Genomic DNA, 23,321 nt, shown 5'->3' with positions numbered 1-23,321 from the left:
ACGTCAATGGGCATGTCCACAACAATGGCGCCCCATCGTCCGCTCGGTACCTCGCGTCGTCACTCGACGCTGGGGTGAGCCGGCGCCTATCCCGGCATCTCGCCACCTTTTGAAAATCAATCGACGCCCGGGCGGCTCCGTCCGGCGGGCGATTTGACTGAAGCCGTCGTCTCGGCCGTTGCGCGGCGAGGCGTCCAAAAACAGCAAGGCCGGCGCCTGCCGGACCCCGAGGCGGAAAAAATCGTTCAAGGAGAATTTCATGGCTACCCCAACCACTGCGGCCCTCGGGCCGGGTAAGGATTTTTCCGAAGGCAGGCGCTGGCTCCAGCTGATCGTCGGCATCGTCTGCATGGTGGCGACCGCCAACATCCAGTACGCGTGGACGCTGTTCGTTCCTGAAATCCAGGAGACCTTCGGCTGGGAGCGCGCCTCGATCCAGATCGCCTTCACCATCTTCGTGCTGGTGCAGACCTGGCTGGCGCCGATCGAAGGTTACTTCATCGACAAGTTCGGCCCGCGCGTGATGGTCGCGTTCGGCGCGATCATGATCGGCACCGCCTGGGTGCTCAATTCGCAGGCCGCCAGCCTGACGGGCTTCTATGTCGGCGCGGCCGTGGGCGGCATCGGCGTCGGCTGCATCTACGCCACCTGTATCAACAATGCCCTGAAGTGGTTCCCGGATCGCCGCGGCCTCGCCGTCGGCCTCACCGCGGGTGGCTTCGGTGCCGGTTCGGCCGCCACCATTCTGCCGATCGCTTCGATGATCGAGACCGCGGGCTTCCAGGAGACCTTCTTCTTCTTCGGCCTGCTGCAGGGTGGTCTCGCCTTCGTCGCCGCCTGGTTCCTCCAGTCGCCGAAGGCCGGCCAGGTCAAGGCATCCGACAAGCTCAACCAGAGCCGTCGCGACTACACCCTCAAGGAAGCGCTGAACACCAAGCTGTTCTGGCTGATGCTGCTGATGTTCACCTGCGTCGTCACCGGCGGCATGATGGCGGTCGCCCAGCTCGGCGTCATCGCGCAGGACCTCGGCGTGAAGGAGTTCAAGGTCAACCTGTACTTCTTCACCATGGCTGCCCTGCCGCTGGCGCTGATGCTTGACCGCATCATGAACGGCATCTCGCGTCCGATGTTCGGCTGGATCTCCGACCATATCGGCCGTGAGAAGACCATGGTGATCGCCTTCACCCTCGAGGGCTTCGGCATCATCGCGCTCGGCTATTTCGGCCACAATCCGTGGGCGTTCCTGATCCTGTCCGGCGTGGTGTTCCTGGCCTGGGGCGAAGTCTACTCGCTGTTCTCGGCGCTGGCCGGCGACGCCTTCGGCACCAAGCACATCGGCAAGATCTACGGCGTGCTCTACTGCGCCAAGGGTATCGGTGCGCTGTTCGTGCCGGTCGGCAACCTGCTGATGGAAGCCACCGGCACCTGGTCGAGCGTGCTCTACACCGTGGCCGCCATGGACCTGTTCGCCGCCTTCCTCGCGGTCACGCTGCTGCCGAAGACGCTGGCGAACCATGTCGCCAAGTCGACCATTCCCGGTTCGGCGGCGAGCGCGGGTACGGCCTCGGCGCACGCCTGATCCGTGCCGGAGGTTGGAGGCCGCCTGGCGGTCCTCCCTGCCTGCACCTGCAACAAGGAAAGGGCCTCCTTCGGGAGGCCCTTTTCATTTCATTCGCCTCCGGCCGTTTTGTTGGCCTCCGCTCGCTTCGCCGGCCTCCGATGCCGCGTCAGCCTGCCGGTGGCAGTCCGCGCGCCCGACGTGCGATGGCCTCGACCTTGTCGCTGGCGGCGCGACCCATGCCGATAACGTCGGCGAGGGTGAACCAGCCGGTTTCCAGCGCGTCGTCGGCGGCTTCGCCCTCACCGGACAACCAGCGGCAGGCCACGGCGATCATCGCGAAATGATGGGCGAGGGTGCCGGCCGGATCCGCCTCGATGAAGTCGAGCACGTCGATCAGCTCCGGCGAATCCGCCGCAATCCCGGTCTCCTCCGCCAGTTCGCGAAGCGCCGCCGCATGAACTGCCTCGCCCCATTCGATCCGCCCGCCCGGATAGCCCCAGCGGCCCTGGTCCGGCGGATTGGCGCGGCGCACCAGCAGGATGCGTTCGTCGCGGATGACGACGGCGAGCACGGCGGCGACGGGGCGTATGCCGGTGTTGGACAGGGACATGACGTATTGTGCCTCGCATGAGATCAACAGGGCGGCTTCGGCGGGCGCCATGGACATGATCGCTTCGAATCGGTCCGGCTGCCGGCGCTGGCGATGCGCCTGCAAAGGCTGCCAACGGCCGGCGGAGTTGCTAGCATTCCTTGTCGTGTCGTCGATGTCTCGCCTTTAATCCGGCGATTCGACGATCTGACCCACCGACCATCCCCGAGGGCACCCATGCGCAAGAAACTGATGAACCGTCTCCGAATCGCGGTCCTGGCCACGATGGCGGTGGCGCCGATCGCCCTTCCGCCCGCGGCTCTGGCGCAGGCGAGTTGCGGCAACAACGGCGCCGGCTTCGACGCGTGGCTCGCCAATTTCAAGCAGCAGGCGGTGGCCCAGGGAGTTTCCCCGCGTACCGTGGCGGCTGCCCTGAACGGGGTAACCTACGATCCCAATATCGTCGGCACCGACCGTGGGCAGAAGGTGTTTGGGCAAAGCTTCTTCCAGTTTTCCGACCGCATGGTGGCGAATTATCGCATCCAGCAGGGGCGGGCGCTGATCCAGAAGAATCAGGCGCTGTTCAACCGCATCGAGCAGCAGTTCGGGGTGCCGGGCGCGGTGCTGGTGGCGTTCTGGGGGCTGGAGACCGATTTCGGCGCCTTCATGGGCGACAAGCCGAGCCTGCGCTCGATCGCGACGCTGGCCTGGGACTGCCGGCGGGCGGAGATGTTCCGTACCCAGCTCATGGCGGCGCTGAAGATCATCGACCGAGGCGACCTCACGCCGCAGACCATGCGGGGGCCGTGGGCCGGCGAACTCGGGCAGTTCCAGTTCCTGCCCGACCACTATCTGAACTACGGCGTCGACGAGGATGGCGACGGGCGCATCGACCTCATCCGCTCGGCGCCGGACGCGCTGGCTTCGGCGGCCAATTACATCAAGGCACTCGGCTGGCAGCGAGGCCAACCCTGGCTGGAGGAGGTACGCTTGCCGCCCAATCTGCCCTGGGATCAGACCGACCTGTCGACCAAACTGCCGCGTGCGCAATGGGCGCGCTTCGGCGTGGTACGGGCGAATGGCTCGGCGCTGCCATCGGACAATTTGCCGGCCTCGGTGCTGCTGCCGATGGGTCGGCTGGGGCCGGCCTTCCTCGCCTATCCCAATTTCAACGTCTTCACCGAGTGGAACAATTCGCTGACCTACGCCACCTCGGCCGCCTATCTCGCCACCCGCGTCACCGGTGCGCCGGCGTTCAATCGCGGGCAAGGCAAAGCGATCCCGATACTGTCGCAAGCGCAAGTGGTGGAGCTGCAACGGCTGCTGAATGCGCGGGGCCATCATGTCGGGCGGGTCGATGGCATTACCGGGGCCGCGACCCGACAGGCAGTGAAGGTCGAGCAGATTCGGCTCGGCCTGCCGGCTGATTCCTACCCAACGCCGGAACTGCTCGCGGCGCTAAGGGCCGGGCGCTGATCCCGGCAGGCGAGCCCGTCCGCCGGGCGCGCCGGATCGCCACGTTCACAGCACCGGGATGCCGGCGTGCTTGGCCTTGGCCTCCGGTTCCACATGGATGTTGACGAAGAGGTCGTGCACCTCGCTGCGCAGCGCCTCCTCGATGCGGTCGCAAATGGCGTGCGCCTGGCTCACCGGCATCTCGCCGGGCACCACCAGATGGAAGTCGACGAAAGTGAGCCGGCCGGCCTGCCGGGTGCGCAGGTCGTGCGCCTCGATGGCGCCGACCGCCTCCTCGGCGATGCGGGAACGGATGCGCGCCAGCGTCTCGCCCGGCACCGCCTGGTCCATCAACCCGCCAATGCTCTCCTTCAGCACGCCATAGCCGGACCACAGAATGTTCACCGCTACCAGCGCGGCGAGGACGAGGTCGGCCTTCTCATAGCCGGTGGCCATGGCGAGGGCGATGCCGGCGAGCACGGCAGCGGAGGAGACGACGTCGGTCAGCAGATGCTTGCCGTCGGCGACCAGCGCTGGCGAGCGCAGGCTCCGGCCCTCCCGCAGCAGCACCCAGCACCACGCCGCGTTGATGACGCCCGCCAGCGCATTGGCGCCGAGGCCGTCGAGCGACAGATCGAGCACATGCGGCTCCTGCCAGGCGAAATACACCTCGCGGAAGATCGACAGCGCGGCCACGACGATGAGCACGCCCACGATGACGGCGGAGAAATACTCCGCCTTGGCATAGCCATAGGGATGGGCGGCATCGGCCGGGCGGGCGCTGACCTTGAGCGCAATCAGCGCCGCGGCGGCGGTGCTGACATTGACGAGGCTCTCCAGCGCATCGGAGTAGAGCGCGATGCTGCCGGTCAGCCGGTAGGCGATATATTTCAGCGCCAGCACCACGATGCTGACGGCCACACTACCGGTCGCCAGCCGCAAGGACCGTTCCATCCGCCCATTCCGCTCCGATGGCGCCGCGCGCCGGGGTCGTCCGATTAGACAGTCGGGATGCGAAAATCAAGCCACGTCAAGGGTTTGCAACTGGTTCGCAGGAGCGTTCGCAACCTGCGCCGCTGTCATGTGACGGGCTTGTGCCCGATGGCGCCTCGGCTTTCGCCGTCACAGGGGCGTGTCAGGCATGGGCGGTGCGCGGCAGGATGGCACCGCGATGCTGGATGACGCGGCCAGCCAGCGCATGTCCGGCCTCCGCCGCCAGGAGCGGCGGCTTGCCCTCCAGCCGTGCGGCGAGATAGGCGGCGTTGAAACTGTCGCCGGCGGCGGTGGTGTCGACCGGTGTCACCGGCTCGGGAATGGCGACCAGTTGCGAGGTGCCGTTCGAGACCACCAGCGCACCCTCGGCGCCGTTCTTCACCACGATCTCGCCGACGCCGAAGGTGGCGAGGCGTTCGGCGGTGGCGGCGGGCGAGCCGTCATTCCACAAAAGCGCCTCGTCCTCGAAGGTGGGCAGGGCGAGGGTGGAGCGCTTCAGTGCCTGGGCGTAGACGGTGCGCGCGCGGGCGACGTCGCCGCCCCAGTTACGCGGGCGGTAGTTGCCGTCGAACACCACCTTGGCGCCGCGTTCGCGGGCGAATTCGAGGGTCGCCAGCAGCCGGCCGAGGCCGGTGTTGGAATAGATCGAGAGGGTGATGCCGGAGAGATAGATCACCTGCGCCTCGATGATCGCCTCGGCGATGCGCTCCCAGCCCGGCAATTCGAACAGCTCGCGCGCCGGGGCATTATCGCGCCAATAGCTGAAGGTGCGCTCGCCGAAGGCGTCGGTGTCGATCACATACAGACCGGGCACGCGGCCGGGCGCACGCAAAATCTGGTCGGTGCCGATGTTCTCCGCCTCGGCGGCAGCGGCGATCTGGTCGGAATAGCGGTCGTCGCCCAGCGCGGTGGCATAGGCGACCTCGACGCCGGCGCGGGCGAGATAGACGGCGGTGTTGAACGTATCGCCGCCAATGCCCAGCCCATAGCGCCCGTCGGCGCCGCGGGAGAACTCGACCATGACCTCGCCGATCGAAACAACCTTCGCCATGGGCTTCTCCTGCTGCTACGGGCGCGATGCCGGCGCCCTCGAGATTCGCGCGCAGGTTCGCCTCATTCGGCGGCTGCGGCAACCCACGGGGCGGCGCGACGACCATTGTCGCCCCCCGCGTCCCTTTCGGTTCGCAGGCCTTGCCGGCGGCTCAGGCCGCCCGCGCCGACAGCAGGAAGTCGCCCATCCGCTCCAGCGCCCGCCTGATGTTCTCCGCCGAATTGGCATAGGAGAGACGGATATAGCCTTCGCCGTGCACGCCGAAATCCGGCCCGCCAATGGTAGCGACACCGGCGGTTTCCAGCAGCGCGTTGGCCAGCGCCTTCGCCGAGCTCCAACCGGTGCCCGATATGTTGGGGAAGGCATAGAAGGCGCCCTTCGGCGTGGCGCAGCGAACCCCCGGCAGGGCGTTGAGGCCGTCGACCACGAGCTTTCGACGGGTGTCGAACTCGGCCACCATGGCGGCAACGCAGTCCTGCGGGCCGGTGAGGGCGGCGAGCGCGCCGAACTGGGCGGGGGCGTTGACGCAGGACCAGGCATTGACGCTGAGCTTGCGCACCGCCTCGAACAGCGCCGGCGGCCACAAGGCCCACCCCATGCGCCAGCCGGTCATCGCATAGGTCTTGGACCAGCCATTGAGCAGGATCAGCCGGTTGCGGATCTCGGGATAGGCGAGCAGGGTGGTATGCGCTTCGCCGTCGAACAGGAACTGGTCGTAGATCTCGTCCGACAGGATGGCGACATGCGGGTGTCGCTCCAGCCCGGCGACCAAGGCGTCGATCTCCGCCTTCGGGGTGACGCCGCCGGTGGGATTGGCGGGCGAATTGAGGATGAGCAGCCGAGTCTTCGGCGTGATCAGCGCCAGCGTCTCTTCCGCCGAGAAGGCAAAGCCGTTCTCCTCGCGGATCGGCACCGGAACCGGGGTGGCGCCGGTGAATTCGATCATCGAGCGATAGATCGGGAAGCCGGGATCGGGATACAGGATCTCCACGCCCGGCTCGCCGAGCATCAGTATGGCGGCGAACATCGTCACCTTGCCACCGGGCACGATGACCACCCGGCCGGGATCGATCTGCGTGCCATGGCGGCGGTGGATGTCGGCGGCGACCGCCTCGCGCAGCGGCGCGATGCCGATGGACGGCGTGTAGCCGTGCTCGCCATCGCGCAATGCCTTGATCGCGGCTTCCACGATGTGTTCCGGCGTGCGGAAATCCGGCTGGCCGATGCCGAGATTGACGATGTCGCGTCCCTCACCGGCGAGCGCCGCCGCACGGGCGAGCACGGCGAATGCGTTCTCCTCGCCGATGCGTTCGAAAGCCGGCACGGGACGGATGGGGGAAGCGAGCAATGTCACGGGCTTCTTCTATGTTGGCGTTGATCTGAGGCAGGTCGACTGCAAATTGCTTGTAGTTTCGTCATTGGTGTCACATGAACGGGGCGGGCTTCAAGCCGTTCTGTCCGCTTTGCCATCCAATGCGCGTGACGCCGGGGTCTTTTAGATGAGCACTGATGCGCCTGAGCTGCCCCTGGGAGAGGTCGTCGATTCCCAGCCGGCGCCACGGCCGCAGCGTGTCGTACTCGCCGGTCGGCATGTCGACATCGTGCCGTTCGACGTCGGCAGGCACGGGCCGGCGCTCTATGCGAGCTCGCACGGCCCGGAAAAAGCGCGGCTGTGGGCCTATCTCGGCAGCGCGCCTTTCGAGAGCTACGCGGCGTTCGAGACGCATTATGCCGCGGCGGCGCAGAAGGAAGATCCGCTTCTTTACGCCATCCTCGACAAGGCCACGGGAGAGGCGGTGGGGCATGCCACCCTGATGCGCATCGACCCGGCCAACCGGGTGATCGAGGTCGGCAACATTCTCTACACGCCGGCGCTGATGCGCACGCCGGGGGGCACCGAGGCGATGGAACTGCTGGCTCGCTACGTCTTCGAGACGCTGGGCTATCGTCGCTACGAGTGGAAATGCAACGCGCTCAACGCGCCTTCGCGCCGCGCGGCGGTGCGTTATGGCTTCCGCTTCGAGGGCATCTTCCGCCAGCACATGATCGTTAAGGGTCGCAGCCGGGACACAGCCTGGTTCTCCATGCTGGATAGCGAATGGCCACAGCGCGCCCATGGCTTCGTGCATTGGCTGGCACCGGAGAATTTCGATGCCGAGGGGCGCCAGTTGACCCCGCTCGGCACTTTCAACGCCGATGTCATGGAGGTTGGTGAGGTGCGGCTAAGGCGCGCGAGCCTCGCCGACCGGCCGGTGGTCGAAGAGGTGCAGCGGCGCGCCTATGCCAAGAACCGCATCCTGCTCGGCGTCGAGCCGGTGCCGCTCCTTTGGGACTACGGCCAGGTGTTTCGCGAACGCGAGGTGTGGGTGGTCGACGGTGAGACGGCGCTGTCGGCGGTACTCATCCTCGAGCCGCGGGCGGAGGATCTGCTGCTCGACAGCCTCGCCATCGCCCCGATGGCGCAGGGGGGCGGGCTCGGCAACGTGCTGCTCGCCGCCGCCGATGCGAGGGCTCATGCGCTCGGGCGTTCGACGGTACGACTCTATACTGGCGAACCGCTGTCGGCCTATATCAACTGGTATCGCCGTAAGGGTTACTCGATCGAGCGGGTGGAACAGATGCCGGACCGGCGGCTGGTGCACATGGCGAAGGCGCTCGGCTGAGCCGAGGCTCGCCGGGTGCGGGCGTGCCTCGCGCCTTGTTTCCTTGCTTGCGGCGGCGGATCGCTTACATTCGGTCGTGACGGAAGGGCGGTATCAGACCGCGACGAAAGCTGGACTTGCCTATCATGACCTATGTGGAAGCGGCCTCGGCGCCGCTGCGAAAGACCGGTCAAATTCGCCTGCACGGGCCGGAAGGCTTCGAGGGCATGCGTCGCGCTGGCCGGTTGGCCGCCGAAGCGCTGGATCTCATACACGAGATGGTCGCGCCGGGTGTAAGCACCGAGGCGATCGACAATCTCGTCTTCGAATTCGCCATGGACAGCGGTGCCATACCGGCGACGCTGATGTATCGAGGCTATCGCAAGTCGACCTGCACCTCGATCAACCACGTCGTCTGCCACGGCATTCCCAATGAGAAGCCGCTGCGCGAGGGCGACATCGTCAATGTCGACGTGACGCTGATCTTTGATGGCTGGTATGGCGATTCGAGCCGCATGTATCCGGTCGGCGAGATCCCCCGCCGCGCCGAGCGGCTGCTCGACGTGACCTACGAATCGATGATGCGCGGCATCGCCGCGGTCAAGCCGGGCGGCCATGTCGGCGACATCGGTGCGGCGATCCAGGATTATGTCGAGCCCTTGCACATGAGCGTGGTGCGCGATTTCTGCGGTCACGGCGTCGGCCAGCTGTTCCACGACGAGCCGAACATCGTGCATGTCGGCCGTCTCGGTGAGGGCCCGGAACTGCTGCCGGGCATGATCTTCACCGTCGAGCCGATGATCAATCTCGGCCGGCCGCATGTGAAGGTGCTCTCGGACGGCTGGACGGCGGTGACGCGCGACCGCGCACTCTCCGCCCAGTTCGAGCATTCGGTCGGCGTTACCGAGACCGGGGTGGAGATATTCACCCTGTCGCCGAAGGGCTATCACAAGCCGATCTTCGGCGGCTGACCGGGCCGGGGCGGCGGATGAAGCCGAAACCGGGCTTTGACGAAACACCGACGACCGGCCCGCTGCCGTCGGAATCTCAGCCAACGGAGCCCGAGGCGTCGGATATCTCCGGGCTGGCGGAGTACTCGCCGCATTTCACCGGACATCGCGAGCGGCTGCGCGAGCGCTTCCGTACGGGCGGCGGCGAGGCGCTGCCGGATTACGAACTGCTGGAACTCGTGCTGTTCCGCGCCGTGCCGCGTGCGGACGTGAAGCCGTTGGCAAAGAAGCTGGTGGAGCGTTTCGGCTCCTTTGCCGAGGCGATCGCCGCTCCGCCGGCGCGGCTGCGTGAGATCAAGGGCGTCGGCGAGGCGATCACCACCGAGTTCAAGCTGATCGGTGCCGCGGTGGAGCGGGTGACGCGGGCGCAGATGCGCGCCCGGCCGGTGCTCTCCTCCTGGAGCGCGGTGATCGCCCATTGCCGCGCCTCGATGGCCTATGCAGATCGGGAGCAGTTCCGCGTGTTGTTCCTCGACAAGCGCAACCAGCTGATCCTCGACGAGGTGCAGCAGAGCGGCACGGTGGACCACACGCCGGTCTATCCGCGCGAGGTGGTGAAGCGGGCGCTGGAAGTGTCGGCGAGCGCCATCATCCTCGTGCACAACCATCCGAGCGGCGACCCGACCCCGTCCAAAGCCGACATCCAGATGACGAAGACCATCATCGACGTGGCCAAGCCGCTCGGCATCGAGGTGCACGACCACATCATCGTCGGCAAGGACGGTCATGCCAGCCTGAAGGGCCTGCGGCTGATCTGAGCCGTGCCGGGCCTACAGGCCGCCAGCCGGCAGCAGCGCGAAGGGCAGCAGCACCAAGCCGGCGCCGAGCAGCAGCACGTCGAGGGCGATGCAGGCGCCCACGAGCAGCGGCGCCACCCGTGGACGCTGCACCAGCACCGTGGCGCCGGTGAACAGCACGATCAGTCCCGCGAGGATGGGCGCGAGCGCGAGGGCGGGGTTCATGGACGCGCGCTCCCGGCCGGCTGAAGAGTCTCGCCGCCATAGCCGCCGTGATGCACCGTCTTGCCACGGAACACCCAATAGGCATGTGCTTGATAGGCAAGCACAATCGGCAGGATCACCACGAGCCCGACGGCGATGAAGGCCAGCGTCTGCGGGTCGGCGGCGCCGTCCCATACCGTGATGTGGCGCGGCACCACATAGGGCCACAGGCTGACCACGAGGCCGATCAGGCCCAGCGCGAAAACCGCCAGCGACAACAGGAAGGTGCGCGGCTCGGCGCCGTCCCAGACGCCTCTCCAGATCGCCACGAACACCGCCAGCGTGGCGAGAGGCACCGGCGCCAGCAGCAGGAGGTTCGGCAAGGCGAACCAGCGCGCGGCCACTTCCGGCACGGTCAGGGCGCTCCACAGGCTGACCAGCGCCATCATGGCGGCGGTGAGGAGCAGCGCGGCGTGGGCGATCTCGCGGGCGAAAACCTGCGTCGCGCCATTGGTCCTCCAGATCAGCCAGCCGGCGCCGATCAGCGCGTAGCCGCCGACCAAGCCGACGCCGCAGAGCAGGCCGAGGAAGGAGAAGAAGCTGAACGCGCCGCCGGAGAACATGCCGTCCTGCATCGGCACGCCGCCGATCAGCCCGCCGAGAATCAAGCCCTGGCAAAGGGTTGCCAGGATCGAGCCGGCGGAGAAGGCGATGTCCCACAGGAAGCGGAAGCGGGTCGCCTGCAGCCGGAACTCGAAGGCGATGCCGCGGAAGATCAGCGCGAACAGCATGAACATGATCGGCAGATAGAAGGCCGGCAGCAGCACGTAATAGCCGGCCGGGAAGGCGGCAATGAGCAGCGTGCCGCCCATGACCAGCCAGGTCTCGTTGGCGTCCCAGACCGGCTCGATCGAGGCCATCATCAGGTCGCGCTGGTCGTCGCGGGGGGCGGCGAGGAAGATGATGCCCACCCCGAGATCGAGGCCGTCGGCCAGCACATAGACGGTGACGCAGAAGGCGGCGAGCGCGCCGAAGGCGAGCGGAACGTAGGGCCCTTGCATGAATTCGATCATCGTCAGGCTCCTGCCTGTTCGAGGTCGCCGAGCGCCGTCGATGAGGACGAAGCGGAGGCCGGTGAGGTGTACGATGAGGCCGAGCCTCCGGCATTGGTGCGGTCGAGGCCGGGATGTTCGTGGGCCGGCAGCGTGTCGCCCGCCGGTCCCCTGAGCGCGATGCGCGCGGCGAACCAGATGAAGCTGGCGAGCAGCAGGTTGTAGACGAGGAAGAAGATCAGCAGCGAGGTGGTGACCGCCCCGACGGTGACCGGCGCCACCGCGTCGGCGGTGCGCAGGTGGCCGTAGACGATCCACGGCTGGCGCCCGGCCTCGGTCACCGTCCAGCCGGCCAGCACGGCGAGGAAGCCGAGCGGGGTGGTGGCCATGGCGAGGAGGTGGAACCAGCGCGCATAGAACAGCCGCCCCCGCAGCCGCAGGATGAAGCCGGTGACGGCGGTGGCCAGCAAAGCGAGGCCGATGCCGACCATGATGCGGAAGGCGAAGAACACCACCGGCACATTGGGCTGGTCGGCGGGCGCCACCGTCTTCAGCCCCTGCACCTCGCCGTCCCAGCTATGGGTGAGGTAGAGGCTGGCGAGATGCGGGATGTCGAGGGCGTAGAGGTTCTTCTGCTCGGCCATGTCCGGCCAGCCGATGACCGTCATCGCCGGCCCCTTGGTGGTGTCCCACAGCCCTTCCATGGCGGCGAGCTTCACCGGCTGGTGCTCCAGCGTGTTGCGGCCGTGCAGGTCGCCCAGCGCGATCTGGGTGGGGGCAAGCACCAGAGCCAGCCACATCGCCATGGAGAAGGCGGTGCGGGAGGCGGCGAGATGCTGCCGGCGCCACAGATGGAAGGCGGAGACGCCCGCCACCACGAAGGCGCCGGTGAGGAAGCTGGCGCACACCATGTGGGCGAGGCGGTAGGGGAAGGAGGCGGTGAAGATTGCCTGCCACCAACTGGTGACATGGAAGATGCCGTCGGCACCCGCCACCGCGCCGGCCGGGGTCTGCATCCAGCTATTGGCGGCGATGATCCAGGTGGCGCTGAACAGCGCGCCGGACGACACCATCAGGCAGGAGAACAGGTGCATGCCCTTCGACACCCGCCCCTCGCCGAACAGCATGATGCCGATGAAGCCGGCCTCCAGGAAGAAGGCGGTCAGCGTCTCGTACATGAACATCGGGCCGAGCACGTTCGAGACCGAGCGGGAATAGCCGGCCCAGTTGGTGCCGATCTCGTAGCTGAGCACGATGCCGGTGATGACGCCCATGCCGAAGCTGAGGGCGAACAGCCGCATCCAGAACCGCATCAGGTCGCGATAGACCGGCTTGCCGGTGCGCCACCACAGGGCGCTGAGCAGGGTGCAGAACCAGGCGAGGCCGATGGAAAGCGTCGGCCACAGGATGTGGAAGCCGATGGTGAAGGCGAACTGCGCCCGGGCAAGGTCGACCGCGTCCATGGTCAGAGCGCTCCCTGCGCGGCGGTCTTCACCAGCCGGACCGGCACGCCCTTATAGGCGGGGGTGAAGCTCATCGGGTCGTGGGCGTAGAGCGGCACCAGCGGGTTCATTTCCGGGTAGTAGGCGGCGCAGCCGCCATCCGGGAAGGCGTAGGGCACCACGCGGAAGCCGCGCACCGCACGCTCAATGCCATCGGTGGCCAGCGTGAAGATATCGACGCGGTCGTCGGCCTTCAGTCCGCGCTTCGCCATTTCCTGCTCGTTGAGGAAGATCACGTCGCGCTGGTTGTAGACGCCGCGATAGCGGTCGGAGTTGGAATAGAGCGTGGTGTTGTACTGGTCGTGGCTGCGCACCGAGGTGATCCACAGCGCCTCATCGGCTTGCACCGAGCTGTCCTCGCAAAGCCCTTCGACGACGAGGAAATTCGCCTTGCCGGACGGTGTCGCCCAGATGCGCTCGCGTGCCAGCGAGGTGAGGTGGAAGCCGCCGGGCTCCCTGATGCGGGCGTTGTAGGCCTGGAAGATCGGGAACACCGCCTCGATATCCTCGCGGATCAGCGCATAGTCGCCGGCGAGCTTCTCCCACGCCACTTTCGAGCCGGCGCCCAGCGTGGCGCGGGCCATGCCGGCGATGATGGCCGGCTCGCTCCTGAGATGTTCGGAAGCCGGCGGCCGGACCCCTGCCGAGGCGTGCACCATCGACATCGAATCCTCCACCGTGACCGATTGCGGGCCGGTGGCCTGAAGGTCGACCTCGGTGCGGCCGAGGCAGGGCAGGATCAGCGCCTCGCGACCATGCACCAGATGGCTGCGGTTGAGCTTGGTGGCGATGTGGACGGTGAGGTCGAGGCCGCGGATCGCCTTCTGGGTGGCTTCCCAATCCGGGATGGCGGAGGCGAAGTTGCCGCCAAGGCCGATGAACACCTTCGATTCCCCGCGCGCCATGGCTTCCAGCGCGGTGACGACGTTGTGGCCGAAGGCGCGCGGCGGCGCGAAGCCGAAACGGGCCTCCAGCCGGTCGAGGAATTCCTTGCCCGGCACCTCGGTGATGCCGACGGTGCGGTCGCCCTGCACGTTGGAATGGCCGCGCACCGGGCACATGCCGGTGCCCTCGCGGCCGATATTGCCCTTGAGCAAAGCGAGATTGGTCAGTTGCTGGACGTTCTGCGCGCCGTGGCGGTGCTGGGTGATGCCCATGCCGTAGACGAAGATGGTCCGCTCCGCCTTCCTATAGGCATTGGCGGCTTCGAGGAGGTCGGCGCGGGACAGGCCGGACTTGCGCTCGATGGCGCTCCACTGCGTCGCGGCGACATCGGCGACCAGCGCCTCGATCCCGACGGTGTGGCCGCGGATGAAATCCCAGTCGAGCACCGGCGCCGCTTCGGTGCGGCGGGCCTCTTCGTCGGCTTCGAAAAGGCATTTCATGATGCCCTTGATCACCGCCACGTCGCCGCCGACCTTGACCTGGAACAGGCGCGAGGAGATCGGCGTCGAGGTGAGGGTCGCCATCTCGATGGGATTCTGCGGCGCCTGGAAGCGCTCCAGCGCCCGCTCGCGGAACGGGTTGAACGACATGATGGTGGCGCCGCGCCGCGAGGCGTTGCGCAGGTCGGTCATCATGCGCGGCGAGTTGGTGCCGGGGTTCTGGCCGAAGATGAAGATGCAGTCGGCCTTCTCGAAATCCTCCAGCAGCACCGTGCCCTTGCCGACCCCGATCGACTGCGGCAGGCCGACGCTGGTGGCCTCGTGGCACATGTTCGAGCAATCGGGGAAGTTGTTGGTGCCGAACTCGCGGGCGAACAGCTGGTAGAGGAAGGCGGCCTCGTTGGAGGCGCGGCCGGAGGTGTAGAACTCCGCCATGTTCGGGTCGGGCAGCGCGTTGAGATGGCGGGCGACGAGGGCGAAGGCCTCTTCCCAGCTCACCGGCTCATATTTGTCGCCGATGGAATCGTAGCGCATCGGATGGGTGAGGCGGCCTTCCATCTCGAGTTCGAAATCGCTGAGCTGTTCGAGTTCGCGCACCGTGTGGGCGGCGAAGAAGTCAGGCGTGCAGCGCTTCGCCGTGGCCTCCCAGGCGACGGCCTTGCCGCCATTCTCGCAATATTCGAACGGCGAGGTGTGCTTCGGATCGGCCCAGCCGCAGCCCGGGCAATCGAAGCCGCCCGGCTGGTTCATGCGGGACAGCAGCTCCATGCCGGCGAAGGCGACGTGCTGCTCGACCAGGGCGGTGCCCATGGCCTTGAGGGCGCCCCAGCCGCCGGCAGGGCTGTGATAGGGGCGAATGGATTTCGCGATACCCATGTCAGGAATTCCTGTCGTACGGCGGAGAGGGGGGAGGTTCAGTTGCGGCCGCGCTGGGCGCTGCGCCACTGGTGCGGGGTGTCGCCGACGAAGCGGCGGAACACGGTGGTGAAGTGCGCCTGGGTCTGGAAGCCGACGTCGAGCGCGATGGCGACCAGCGAGTCGCGGGTCTCCAGCATCAGCGCCTGCGCCTTTTCGATGCGCCGGCGCAGCAGGAATTCGTGCGGACGCACGCCGGTGGACACGCGGAACTGGGCGGCGAAGTGCATGCGGCTCAGGCCGGCGGCATCGGCCATGCCGGCCAGGGTGACGCTCTCGCCGAGATTCTCGTCGACATAGGCGACCACCTTCTTCAGCCGCCACTTCGGCAGGCCGGTGCGGGGGCGGCGCGGAGCGATCTCCGGCTCGGTCTCGCGGGCCTCCAGCGCATCGCCCGCCGGGCGGCCACTGAGCGCACGGGTGACGATGGCGAGGCGCAGCGCATCGGCATAGACGCCGCCGAACTCGTCGGCGCCGTGCTCGGCGGCTTCCAGCGCCTGCGACAGGCGGAGGATCACCGGATCGTCGTTTCCGGCGATGACCGGATCGACGCCGAGGTTGAACGAGGTCGGCAGCTTGTTGCCGGCGAGGTGGAGATGCAGCACGCCGTCGCGGGCACGGCCGGATTCGGTGAAGGAGACGCCGGAGGCGGGGGCGGCGCTCGCCGCCGAGATGGCGAGGACGAGATCGATATGGCCGAGGCGGACGGAGAGGGTGTCGGGAGCCGTCGGCGCCGCGAGCGACGCGGCGGGGCGGACCTCGAAGGGCACGGGCAGGATGTCGGCGGCATGAGCAGGGGTGGCGGTGCCACCGATCGGCGGGGAAACATGGAACGACATGGCCGGAACTCCCTCTGTGTGTGGAGTAGGACGGAGCGTCTGCCCGTGGTCCCGGCGATGGCGATCTCGTGGAGGATGGCAGCTTGCGTTGCCCGACCGCACGAAGAGCTTCCATCGCCGTATCTGGACACATCCAGGCATCGGCTGGCGATGGAGAGAGAATAGGCGAGGGGCGGATTCCCTCCATTCTACGTGGGTTTGGCTGGCTATATGAAGAGTTTGCCGGCCCCATACCTTGGTATGGCCGCGCGCGGCGCGCGCAGGGAGGACCGGCAAGGGCGGCGGCATTCGAGAAAGAATTCGCCGCAGTGCGGGCGCAGTGAAGGAGGCTGGTTTCACTGCTGCAAGGAGGAGCGTGCCATGCCGGGCTCCCATATTCGCCGCGGACATGTGGTTTCAGTGGTCCTGGTGGCGGCGCTGGCCGCCTCGGGCTACGGCCTCTGGCGCGCCGAAAGCCGCCCGCCGGCGCCGCCGCCGGCGCCCGCACCGGTGCCGGTCGAGGTGGCGCAGGCCGCGCGGCGCGACGTGCCGGTATACCTCACCGGCATCGGCACGGTGCAGCCCTTCAACACCGTGACGGTGCGCTCGCGCGTCGACGGGCAATTGCAGCAGGTGCTGTTCAAGGAAGGCCAGGACATCAGGCAGGGCGACCTGCTGGCGGTGATCGACCCGCGCACCTTCGAGGCGGCGCTGCAACAGGCGCAGGCCAAGCTGGTGCAGGACGAGGCCTCGCGCGCCAATGCCCAGCTGATCCTCGACCGCGACACCCAGCTCGGCAAGGACGCCTTTGCCAGCGCCCAGGCGGTGGACAACCAGCGCAGCACGGTGCAGCAGCTCGACGCGCAGATCGCGCAGGACAAGGCGGCGATCTCCACCGCGCAGACGCAGCTCTCCTATACCCGCATCACCGCGCCGCTCGACGGCCGCGCCGGGCTGCGGCTGGTGGACGAGGGCAACATCGTCCACGCTACCGACACCAACGGGCTGGTGGTCATCAACCAGCTGCACCCGATCGCGGTGATCTCGACCCTGCCGCAGGCCGACGTGCCGGCGATCCGCACCGCGCTCGCCAAGGGAACCACGCAGGCGCAGGCGGTGTCGCGCGAGCAGGGACAGACGCTCGCCACCGGCACGGTCGAGCTGATCGACAACAAGATCGACCCGCAGAGCGGCACGCTGGAGCTCAAATCGGTCTACGCCAATGCCGACGACGCGCTGTGGCCGGGCCAGTTCGTCGAGGTGCGGGTGCGGGCGGCGACGCTGCCCGGCGTCACCACCGTGCCGGCCGACGCGGTGCAGCGCGGGCCGTCGGGCGAGTTCGTCTTCGTCGTCGGTGCCGACGGCCGGGTGGCGGTGGCGCCGGTGACGGTGGGCCCGATCGCCGACGGCATCGCGGTGATCGAGAAGGGCCTCGATGACGGCCGGACGGTGGTGGTGCGCGGCCAGTATCGCCTCGCTCCCGGCACGGCGGTGGCGCCGACGCCGTTCCAGGCCGGTAGCGGGAGCTGAATCGCATGTCGCTCTCCTCCTGGTTCATCCGCCACCCGATCGGCACCTCGCTCTTGATGGCGGGGCTGTTGATGATCGGCGCCGCCGCCTTCCCGCTGCTGCCGGTGGCGCCGCTGCCCGAGGTGGATTTCCCGACGCTGTCGGTCTCCACCCAGCTGCCGGGCGCCAGCCCGGAGATCATCGCCTCCTCGGTGACGCAGCCGCTGGAACGCCAGTTCGGCGAGATTCCCGGCCTGGCGCAGATGACCTCGATCTCGACGCTGGGCAATTCCTCGATCACCCTGCAGTTCAATCTCGACGTCGACATCAATGCGGCGGCGCAGGACGTGCAGACGGCGATCAATGCCGCCGGCGGGCAATTGCCGACCGACCTGCCGGCACCGCCGACCTATCGCAAGGTGAACCCGGCCGACCCGCCGATCCTGGTGCTGGCGCTGAGCTCGAAGACGCTGCCGATCACCGAGGTCGACGACTTCGCCGAGAACGTGCTGGAGCAGCATGTCAGCCAGATCGGCGGCGTCGGCCAGGTGACGATCTACGGCCAGCAGAAGCCCTCGGTACGCATCCAGGTCGATCCGGCCAAGGTGGCCAATCTCGGCCTGTCGCTGGAGGATCTGCGGCAGGCGATCGTCTCGCTGACGGTGAACGATCCCAAGGGCACGGTGCAGGGCCGCGAGCGCACCTTCACCCTGTTCGACAACGACCAGCTCACCTCGGCCGGGCCGTGGCAGGACGCCATCCTCGCCTATCGCGACGGCGCCCCGGTGCGGGTGCGCGACATCGGCACCGCCGTCGACGCGCCGGAGAACGAGCAACTGGCGGCGTGGGCGAATGGCGAGCGGGCGATCCTGATGCCGGTGTTCAAGCTGCCGGGCGCCAACGTCATCGACACGGTCGAGCAGATCAAGGCGCAACTGCCGGCGCTGCTCGCCAGTGCCCCCGCCGGGGTGCAGCTGAGCATAGTGAGCGACCGCACCGGCACCATCCGCGCCTCGGTGGAGGATGTGGAGAAGACGCTGATCATCACCGTGGTGCTGGTGGTGGCGGTGATCTTCGTGTTCCTGCGCAGCCTGTGGGCAACGGTGATCCCCTCGATCGCGGTGCCGCTGGCGATCATCGGCACCTTCGCGGCGATGTATGCGCTCGGCTACAGCCTCGACAACCTGTCGCTGATGGGGCTGTCGATCGCGGTGGGCTTCGTGGTCGACGACGCCATCGTCATGCTGGAGAACATCGAGCGGCATCTGGAGATGGGCAAGACGCCGTTGCAGGCGGCGCTCGACGGCTCGGCGGAGATCGGCTTCACCATCCTGTCGATCAGCCTGTCGCTGATCGCGGTGTTCATCCCGCTCTTGCTGATGGGCGGGCTGGTCGGCCGGCTGTTCCGCGAATTCGCGGTGACGGTGACGATCACCATCGCCCTTTCCGCCCTGGTGTCGCTGACGCTCACCCCGATGCTGTGCGCGCTGTTCCTCAAGCCCAAGGGCAACCGGGAGCATGAAAGCGAGCGGCATGGCCGGCTCTACCAATGGTCCGAGCGCGGCTTCGAGGCGCTGCTGGCCGGCTACCGCCGGACGCTGGACATCGCCCTCGATCATCACCGCGCCACCCTGGCGGTGTTCGCGGTGGCGGTGGCGGCGACCGGGGTGCTGTTCTACGAGATCCCGAAAGGCTTCTTCCCGCTGCAGGATACCGGGCTGATTATCGGCGTGTCGGAGGCAGCGCAGGACATCTCCTTCACGCAGATGGTGCAGCACCAGCTGGAACTGGGCCGGATCGTCGCCGCCGACCCGGATGTCGCCACCGTCGGCATGGGGGTCGGCGCCGGCGCCGGGCAGACGGTGAACAATGGCCGCATGTTCATCACCCTGAAGCCGCGCGACCAGCGCGCGGCCTCGGTGTTCCAGATCATCGACCGGCTCAACGCCAAGCTCGGCAAGGTCGAGGGGGCGGCGCTGTTCCTGCAGGCGGCGCAGGACCTCAATGTCGGCGGCCGCGTGTCGCGCACGCAGTTCCAGTACACGCTGCAGGACGCCAATATCGCCGAGCTCAACGAATGGGCGCCGAAAATGCTGGCCAAGCTGAAGACGCTGCCGCAGCTGAGCAGCCTCGCCAGCGACCAGCAGACCGGCGGCACGACGCTGACGCTGAGCATCGACCGCGACCAGGCGGCGCGGCTCGGCATCAGCCCGGCCGATATCGACAACACGCTCTACGACGCCTTCGGCCAGCGGCAGGTGACGCAGTACTTCACCCAGCTGAATTCCTATCACGTGATCCTGGAACTGCTGCCGCAATTGCAGAACTCGCCGCGGGCGCTGGACGAGATCTATCTCACCTCGCCGGTGACCGGCGCCAAGGTGCCGCTCTCGGTGCTCGCCAGATGGACCAGCGAGCCGACCAGCTTCCTGTCGATCAACCACCAGTCGCAGTTTCCCTCGGTGACGCTGTCGTTCAACCTCGCCCCCGGCGCGGCGCTGGGCGACGCGGTGGCGGCGATCCATGCGGCGGAAGCGCAGATCGGCAAGCCGGCGACGCTGACCGGCACCTTCCAGGGCAACGCGCAGGTCTTCCAGGCCTCGCTGGCGAGCGAGCCGGTGCTGGTGCTGGCGGCGCTGCTGGTGATCTACATCATCCTCGGCGTGCTCTATGAGAGCTATGTCCACCCGATCACCATCCTGTCGACGCTGCCCTCGGCCGGGCTCGGGGCGCTGATCATGCTGTGGCTGTTCGGCTTCGACTTCTCGATCATCGCGCTGATCGGCATCATCCTGCTGATCGGCATCGTGAAGAAGAACGGCATCATGATCGTCGACTTCGCCATCGCGCGCGAACGCGGCGAGGGCGAGGGTAGCGGGGGCATGTCGGCGCATGACGCCATCCGCGAGGCCTGCCTGCTGCGCTTCCGGCCGATCCTGATGACCACCTTCGCGGCGCTGCTGGCCGGCGTGCCGCTGATGATCGGCCACGGCACCGGCTCGGAGCTGCGCCAGCCGCTCGGCTACGCCATCGTCGGCGGCCTCGTCGTCAGCCAGATGCTGACGCTCTACACCACGCCGGTGATCTATCTCGCCCTTGACGGCCTGCGCGAGCGGTTTGCCCGCCGGGGCGGCGCTTCCGTCCATTCCTGAGGAGACCTTCATGCGCATCGTCATCGCCGGCGGCTCGGTCGGCGGGCTGTTCGCCGCCGAGCTGCTGCGCCGGGCCGGGCACGACGTCACCATTTATGAGCGCTCGTCGTCGGGGCTGGAGGGGCGCGGCGCCGGCCTCGTCGCCCAGCAAGAGGTGTTCGCCATGCTGCGCGAGGCCGGGGTCGAGCATGTGGCGCGGTTCGGCGTCGAGGCGCGGGAGCGCATCGTGCTCGACCGCGCCGGCGCCGTCGTGCACCGGCAGGCGACGCCGCAGACGCAGCTGTCCTGGGACCGGCTGTTCCGGGTGTTCCGCGAGCGGGTGCCGGAGGGCGGCTATGTCGGCGGCCGGGCGGTGACGGGCGTGACGCAGGAGGCGCGGCAGGCCGTGGTGCAGTTCGCAGATGGCGGCCGCGAGGCGGCGGAGCTGGTGATCGCCGCCGACGGGCTCGGCTCGACCTTGCGCGAAGTAGTGGCCGGGCCGGGGTCGCAGCCCGCCTATGCCGGCTATGTCGCCTGGCGCGGGCTGGTGCCGGAGACGGCGGTGCCGGCGGTGGCGGCGGTGGTGCTGTTCGAGCGCTTCGCCTTCTACGACATGCCGGGCGCGCAGGCGCTCGGCTATCTGGTGGCCGGGCCGGACGGGGCGGTCGAACCGGGCCGGCGGCGCTATAACTGGGTCTGGTACCGCCGCTACACGCCGGAGCAACTGGTGGAGGTGCTCACCGATGTCGACGGGCAGCCGCACGACTTTTCGCTGGCGCCGGGGCAGATGCGGCCCGAGGCGGCGGATGCGCTGCGCGCCGATGCGGCGCGGCTGCTGCCGCCGGCCTTCGCCGCGGCGGTGACGGCCGAGCCGCGCCCGTTCGTGCAGGCGATCTTCGACTATGCGGCGCCGCGCCTGGTGGCGGGGCGGCTGGTGCTGATCGGCGACGCTGCCTTCGTCGCCCGGCCGCATACCGCCATGGGCGTCGCCAAGGTGGCCGGCGACGCCTTCGCCCTGCGCGACGCGCTGGCCGGGGCAGGGGAACTGCCGGCGGCGCTGGCGGCATTCGAGCGGGAGCGCCTGGAGCATGGGCGCGCCGTGGTCGCCTATGGCCGGCGGCTGGGCGCCTCGCTCGGCTGAGACGGGGCGCCGGGCCGGTTCCGGCTCAGTAATAGCGCGGGCTCAGCGGCCCGCGCGGCGCCTGCCCCAGCAGGGCGACGACCACGATGCCGGCCAGCGCGCCCCAGTAGCAGAGCTGGAACCCATCGATATAGGACAGCACGTTGGCCTCGCGCGCCACCAGCCCGGCCAGGCTGGCGACGCCGCGGGCGCTGGCCTCCTGCGCCGAGGCGCCGGCGTCGGTGAACGGGGCGGTGAAGCCGTGCAGCGCGCCGGTCACCTTCTGGCTCGACGAGGACAGGTGCAGGCCGAGCAGATAGGAATGCAGCTGCTCGCGATGGCGCAGGAAGGTCGTCATCACGCTGATGCCGATCTCGGCGCCGCCGAGGCGCAGCACCTGGATATAGGCGCCGACGGCGGTGGCCTGCTTGGGATCGGAATTGGTGAGCAGGTACACCACCGCCGCCAGGAAGGTGAACCCCTGGCCGACGGACTGGATCAGCAGTATCGGCAGGAAGGTCCAGGGCGACCATTCATGGGTGATCCGCGTGCCCATATGCGCGGCGATGGCGAAGGCGAGGAAGCCGATCAGCAGGCTCAGCCGGGCGTCGAACAGGCGGATCATGATCACCGCGAGCGGCATGACCACCATCAGCGGCAGGGCGACGCCGACGACGATCGGCCCGCCGATCTCCTCCGGGCGCAGCCCGACGACGTTGGAGAGGAAGTTCGGCACCAGCAGGCTGTTCGACATGCTGGCGAGGTTGAAGCAGAGGATGACCAGGAAGCCGAGGATGATGTTGCGCTTGGCGATGACGCGGTGGCTGGCCCATGGCGCCTTCACCAGCATCTCGTTCAGCGAGAAGCCGAACAGCAGCACCGCGCCCGCCACCAGCAGGGTAACGATCAGCCCCGATTGCAGCCAGTCCAGCCGGTTGCCCTGGTCCAGCGCGACATAGACCAGCGCCCAGCTGGTGCCGAGCAGCGCCATGCCGCCCCAATCCGCCCGTTGCAGCAGGGCGAAGTCGATCTTTTCCATCGGCGAACCGAGGCGCACCAGAATGCCGATGATCGGGGCGAGGAAGACGCCCTGCCAATAGACCCACTGCCAGGACAGGTGGGTCTCGTAGAAGCCGACGATGGCCACCCCGGTGCTCTGCGAGAAGGCGAGGCGGAAGGCGTAGACCGCGAGCGCCGGCACCCACCATTTCAGCGGCAGGTTGCGGAAGATGATCATGATCGTCGCCGGGATGAAGATGCCGAGCATGAAGCCGCGCAGCCCGTGCAGGATCGCCAGCGTCTCCCAGTTGCGCACCTCGGGGATGATCAGCGACACCACCGCATAGGCAAGGCTGGGCCAGAACAGCACCCGGCCGACGCCGAAGGTGGCGGCCAGCCAGGCGACCGCCGGGGCGATGAAGATCTGCGGCGCGGTGGCGATGGTGGAGAGCCAGGCGCCCTGATCGAAGCTGAGATGGAAGGCGCCGCGCAGGTCCGGCAGGCCGATGGAGAACAGCCGCGTGTCGAAGCCGACGAGGAAGGAGCCGAGCAGCACCGCGGCGGCGGCGAGGGCCGGCCGGCCATAGGGCCGGCTCTGCGCCGGGGCGGGAGGGGCGGCGGCGAGGCGAGCGGCGGGGGCGGCCATGG

The 23,321-nt window shown here is 67.9% G+C and carries 18 protein-coding genes; 8 read left to right on the top strand and 10 right to left on the bottom strand.

The features are described from left to right. Positions 1–259 precede the first annotated feature (259 nt). Positions 260–1,579, top strand: coding sequence for an oxalate/formate MFS antiporter (gene oxlT / locus KHC24_RS08730; RefSeq protein ID WP_213362614.1), 1,320 nt, complete (start codon positions 260–262; stop codon positions 1,577–1,579). A 148-nt stretch (positions 1,580–1,727) separates the two neighbouring features. On the opposite strand, the gene KHC24_RS08725 is transcribed toward oxlT, so the two are convergent. Beyond that, complete coding sequence (locus KHC24_RS08725) at positions 1,728–2,171, bottom strand: NUDIX hydrolase (RefSeq protein WP_213362612.1); 444 nt, start codon at positions 2,169–2,171, stop codon at positions 1,728–1,730. Between the two features lie 231 nt (positions 2,172–2,402). Here KHC24_RS08725 and KHC24_RS08720 point away from each other — a divergent pair, with 231 nt between their 5' ends. Further along, on the top strand, positions 2,403–3,626 hold the full coding sequence (locus KHC24_RS08720) for a lytic murein transglycosylase (protein ID WP_246546417.1): 1,224 nt from the start codon (positions 2,403–2,405) through the stop codon (positions 3,624–3,626). A gap of 45 nt (positions 3,627–3,671) precedes the next feature. Here the strand turns inward: KHC24_RS08720 and KHC24_RS08715 are convergent, their stop codons facing one another. The 3 genes from KHC24_RS08715 to KHC24_RS08705 form a co-directional block, all read right to left on the bottom strand. Next, a complete protein-coding gene (locus KHC24_RS08715) occupies positions 3,672–4,559 on the bottom strand; it encodes a cation diffusion facilitator family transporter (RefSeq protein WP_213362608.1) in 888 nt (295 codons plus the stop codon). 181 nt (positions 4,560–4,740) lie between these two features. Then, positions 4,741–5,649 (bottom strand): sugar kinase, encoded by a 909-nt coding sequence (locus KHC24_RS08710; RefSeq protein ID WP_213362606.1) that lies wholly within the window; start codon positions 5,647–5,649, stop codon positions 4,741–4,743. Between the two features lie 151 nt (positions 5,650–5,800). Then, the gene (locus KHC24_RS08705) at positions 5,801–7,003 is read right to left on the bottom strand and encodes a pyridoxal phosphate-dependent aminotransferase (RefSeq protein ID WP_271180485.1); all 1,203 of its coding nucleotides are present in this window, start codon (positions 7,001–7,003) and stop codon (positions 5,801–5,803) included. A gap of 145 nt (positions 7,004–7,148) precedes the next feature. Here KHC24_RS08705 and KHC24_RS08700 point away from each other — a divergent pair, with 145 nt between their 5' ends. The 3 genes from KHC24_RS08700 to radC all read left to right on the top strand — a co-directional run bounded on the left by KHC24_RS08700 (position 7,149) and on the right by radC (position 10,059). After that, entirely contained in the window at positions 7,149–8,312 is a 1,164-nt protein-coding gene (locus KHC24_RS08700) for a GNAT family N-acetyltransferase (RefSeq protein WP_213362604.1), read from the top strand. A gap of 125 nt (positions 8,313–8,437) precedes the next feature. Next, positions 8,438–9,262: a type I methionyl aminopeptidase gene (gene map, locus KHC24_RS08695; RefSeq protein WP_213362602.1), complete on the top strand. Its 825-nt coding sequence runs from the start codon at positions 8,438–8,440 to the stop codon at positions 9,260–9,262. A 17-nt stretch (positions 9,263–9,279) separates the two neighbouring features. Further along, positions 9,280–10,059: a RadC family protein gene (gene radC, locus KHC24_RS08690; protein ID WP_213362594.1), complete on the top strand. Its 780-nt coding sequence runs from the start codon at positions 9,280–9,282 to the stop codon at positions 10,057–10,059. Between the two features lie 12 nt (positions 10,060–10,071). Here radC and KHC24_RS08685 read toward each other — a convergent pair whose 3' ends face one another. From KHC24_RS08685 to KHC24_RS08665, 5 genes are read right to left on the bottom strand one after another with little or no spacing between them, the layout of a single operon-like run. Beyond that, the gene (locus KHC24_RS08685) at positions 10,072–10,263 is read right to left on the bottom strand and encodes a hypothetical protein (RefSeq protein ID WP_213362592.1); all 192 of its coding nucleotides are present in this window, start codon (positions 10,261–10,263) and stop codon (positions 10,072–10,074) included. Next, on the bottom strand, positions 10,260–11,315 hold the full coding sequence (gene cydB / locus KHC24_RS08680) for a cytochrome d ubiquinol oxidase subunit II (RefSeq protein ID WP_213362584.1): 1,056 nt from the start codon (positions 11,313–11,315) through the stop codon (positions 10,260–10,262). The genes KHC24_RS08685 and cydB overlap by 4 nt, the downstream gene beginning before the upstream one ends. A 2-nt stretch (positions 11,316–11,317) precedes the next feature. Further along, positions 11,318–12,757 carry a cytochrome ubiquinol oxidase subunit I gene (locus KHC24_RS08675; RefSeq protein WP_213362582.1) on the bottom strand — a complete coding sequence of 480 codons (1,440 nt, stop codon included), beginning with the start codon at positions 12,755–12,757 and terminating at the stop codon, positions 11,318–11,320. Positions 12,758–12,759: 2 nt separating this feature from the next. Continuing rightward, on the bottom strand, positions 12,760–15,057 hold the full coding sequence (locus KHC24_RS08670) for an FdhF/YdeP family oxidoreductase (protein ID WP_213362574.1): 2,298 nt from the start codon (positions 15,055–15,057) through the stop codon (positions 12,760–12,762). Positions 15,058–15,095: 38 nt separating this feature from the next. Beyond that, the gene (locus KHC24_RS08665) at positions 15,096–15,935 is read right to left on the bottom strand and encodes an AraC family transcriptional regulator (protein WP_213362567.1); all 840 of its coding nucleotides are present in this window, start codon (positions 15,933–15,935) and stop codon (positions 15,096–15,098) included. A gap of 360 nt (positions 15,936–16,295) precedes the next feature. On the opposite strand from KHC24_RS08665, the gene KHC24_RS08660 reads away from it, so the two are divergent. Genes KHC24_RS08660 through KHC24_RS08650 form a run of 3 tightly spaced genes read left to right on the top strand, consistent with a single transcriptional unit; the run spans position 16,296 to position 21,695 of the window. Beyond that, entirely contained in the window at positions 16,296–17,444 is a 1,149-nt protein-coding gene (locus tag KHC24_RS08660) for an efflux RND transporter periplasmic adaptor subunit (protein WP_213362565.1), read from the top strand. Between the two features lie 5 nt (positions 17,445–17,449). After that, positions 17,450–20,575 carry an efflux RND transporter permease subunit gene (locus KHC24_RS08655; RefSeq protein WP_213362558.1) on the top strand — a complete coding sequence of 1,042 codons (3,126 nt, stop codon included), beginning with the start codon at positions 17,450–17,452 and terminating at the stop codon, positions 20,573–20,575. A gap of 10 nt (positions 20,576–20,585) precedes the next feature. Beyond that, positions 20,586–21,695 (top strand): FAD binding domain-containing protein, encoded by a 1,110-nt coding sequence (locus KHC24_RS08650; protein WP_213362551.1) that lies wholly within the window; start codon positions 20,586–20,588, stop codon positions 21,693–21,695. Between the two features lie 25 nt (positions 21,696–21,720). Here the strand turns inward: KHC24_RS08650 and KHC24_RS08645 are convergent, their stop codons facing one another. Then, positions 21,721–23,319: an MFS transporter gene (locus KHC24_RS08645; protein WP_213362543.1), complete on the bottom strand. Its 1,599-nt coding sequence runs from the start codon at positions 23,317–23,319 to the stop codon at positions 21,721–21,723. Between the last annotated feature and the right edge of the window lie 2 nt (positions 23,320–23,321).

The sequence above is a fragment of the Ancylobacter defluvii genome (assembly GCF_018390605.1).
Lineage (GTDB): Bacteria > Pseudomonadota > Alphaproteobacteria > Rhizobiales > Xanthobacteraceae > Ancylobacter > Ancylobacter defluvii.
The sequence above is the reverse complement of the archived record's forward strand: the minus strand, read 5'-3'. Positions and strand labels throughout refer to the sequence as shown.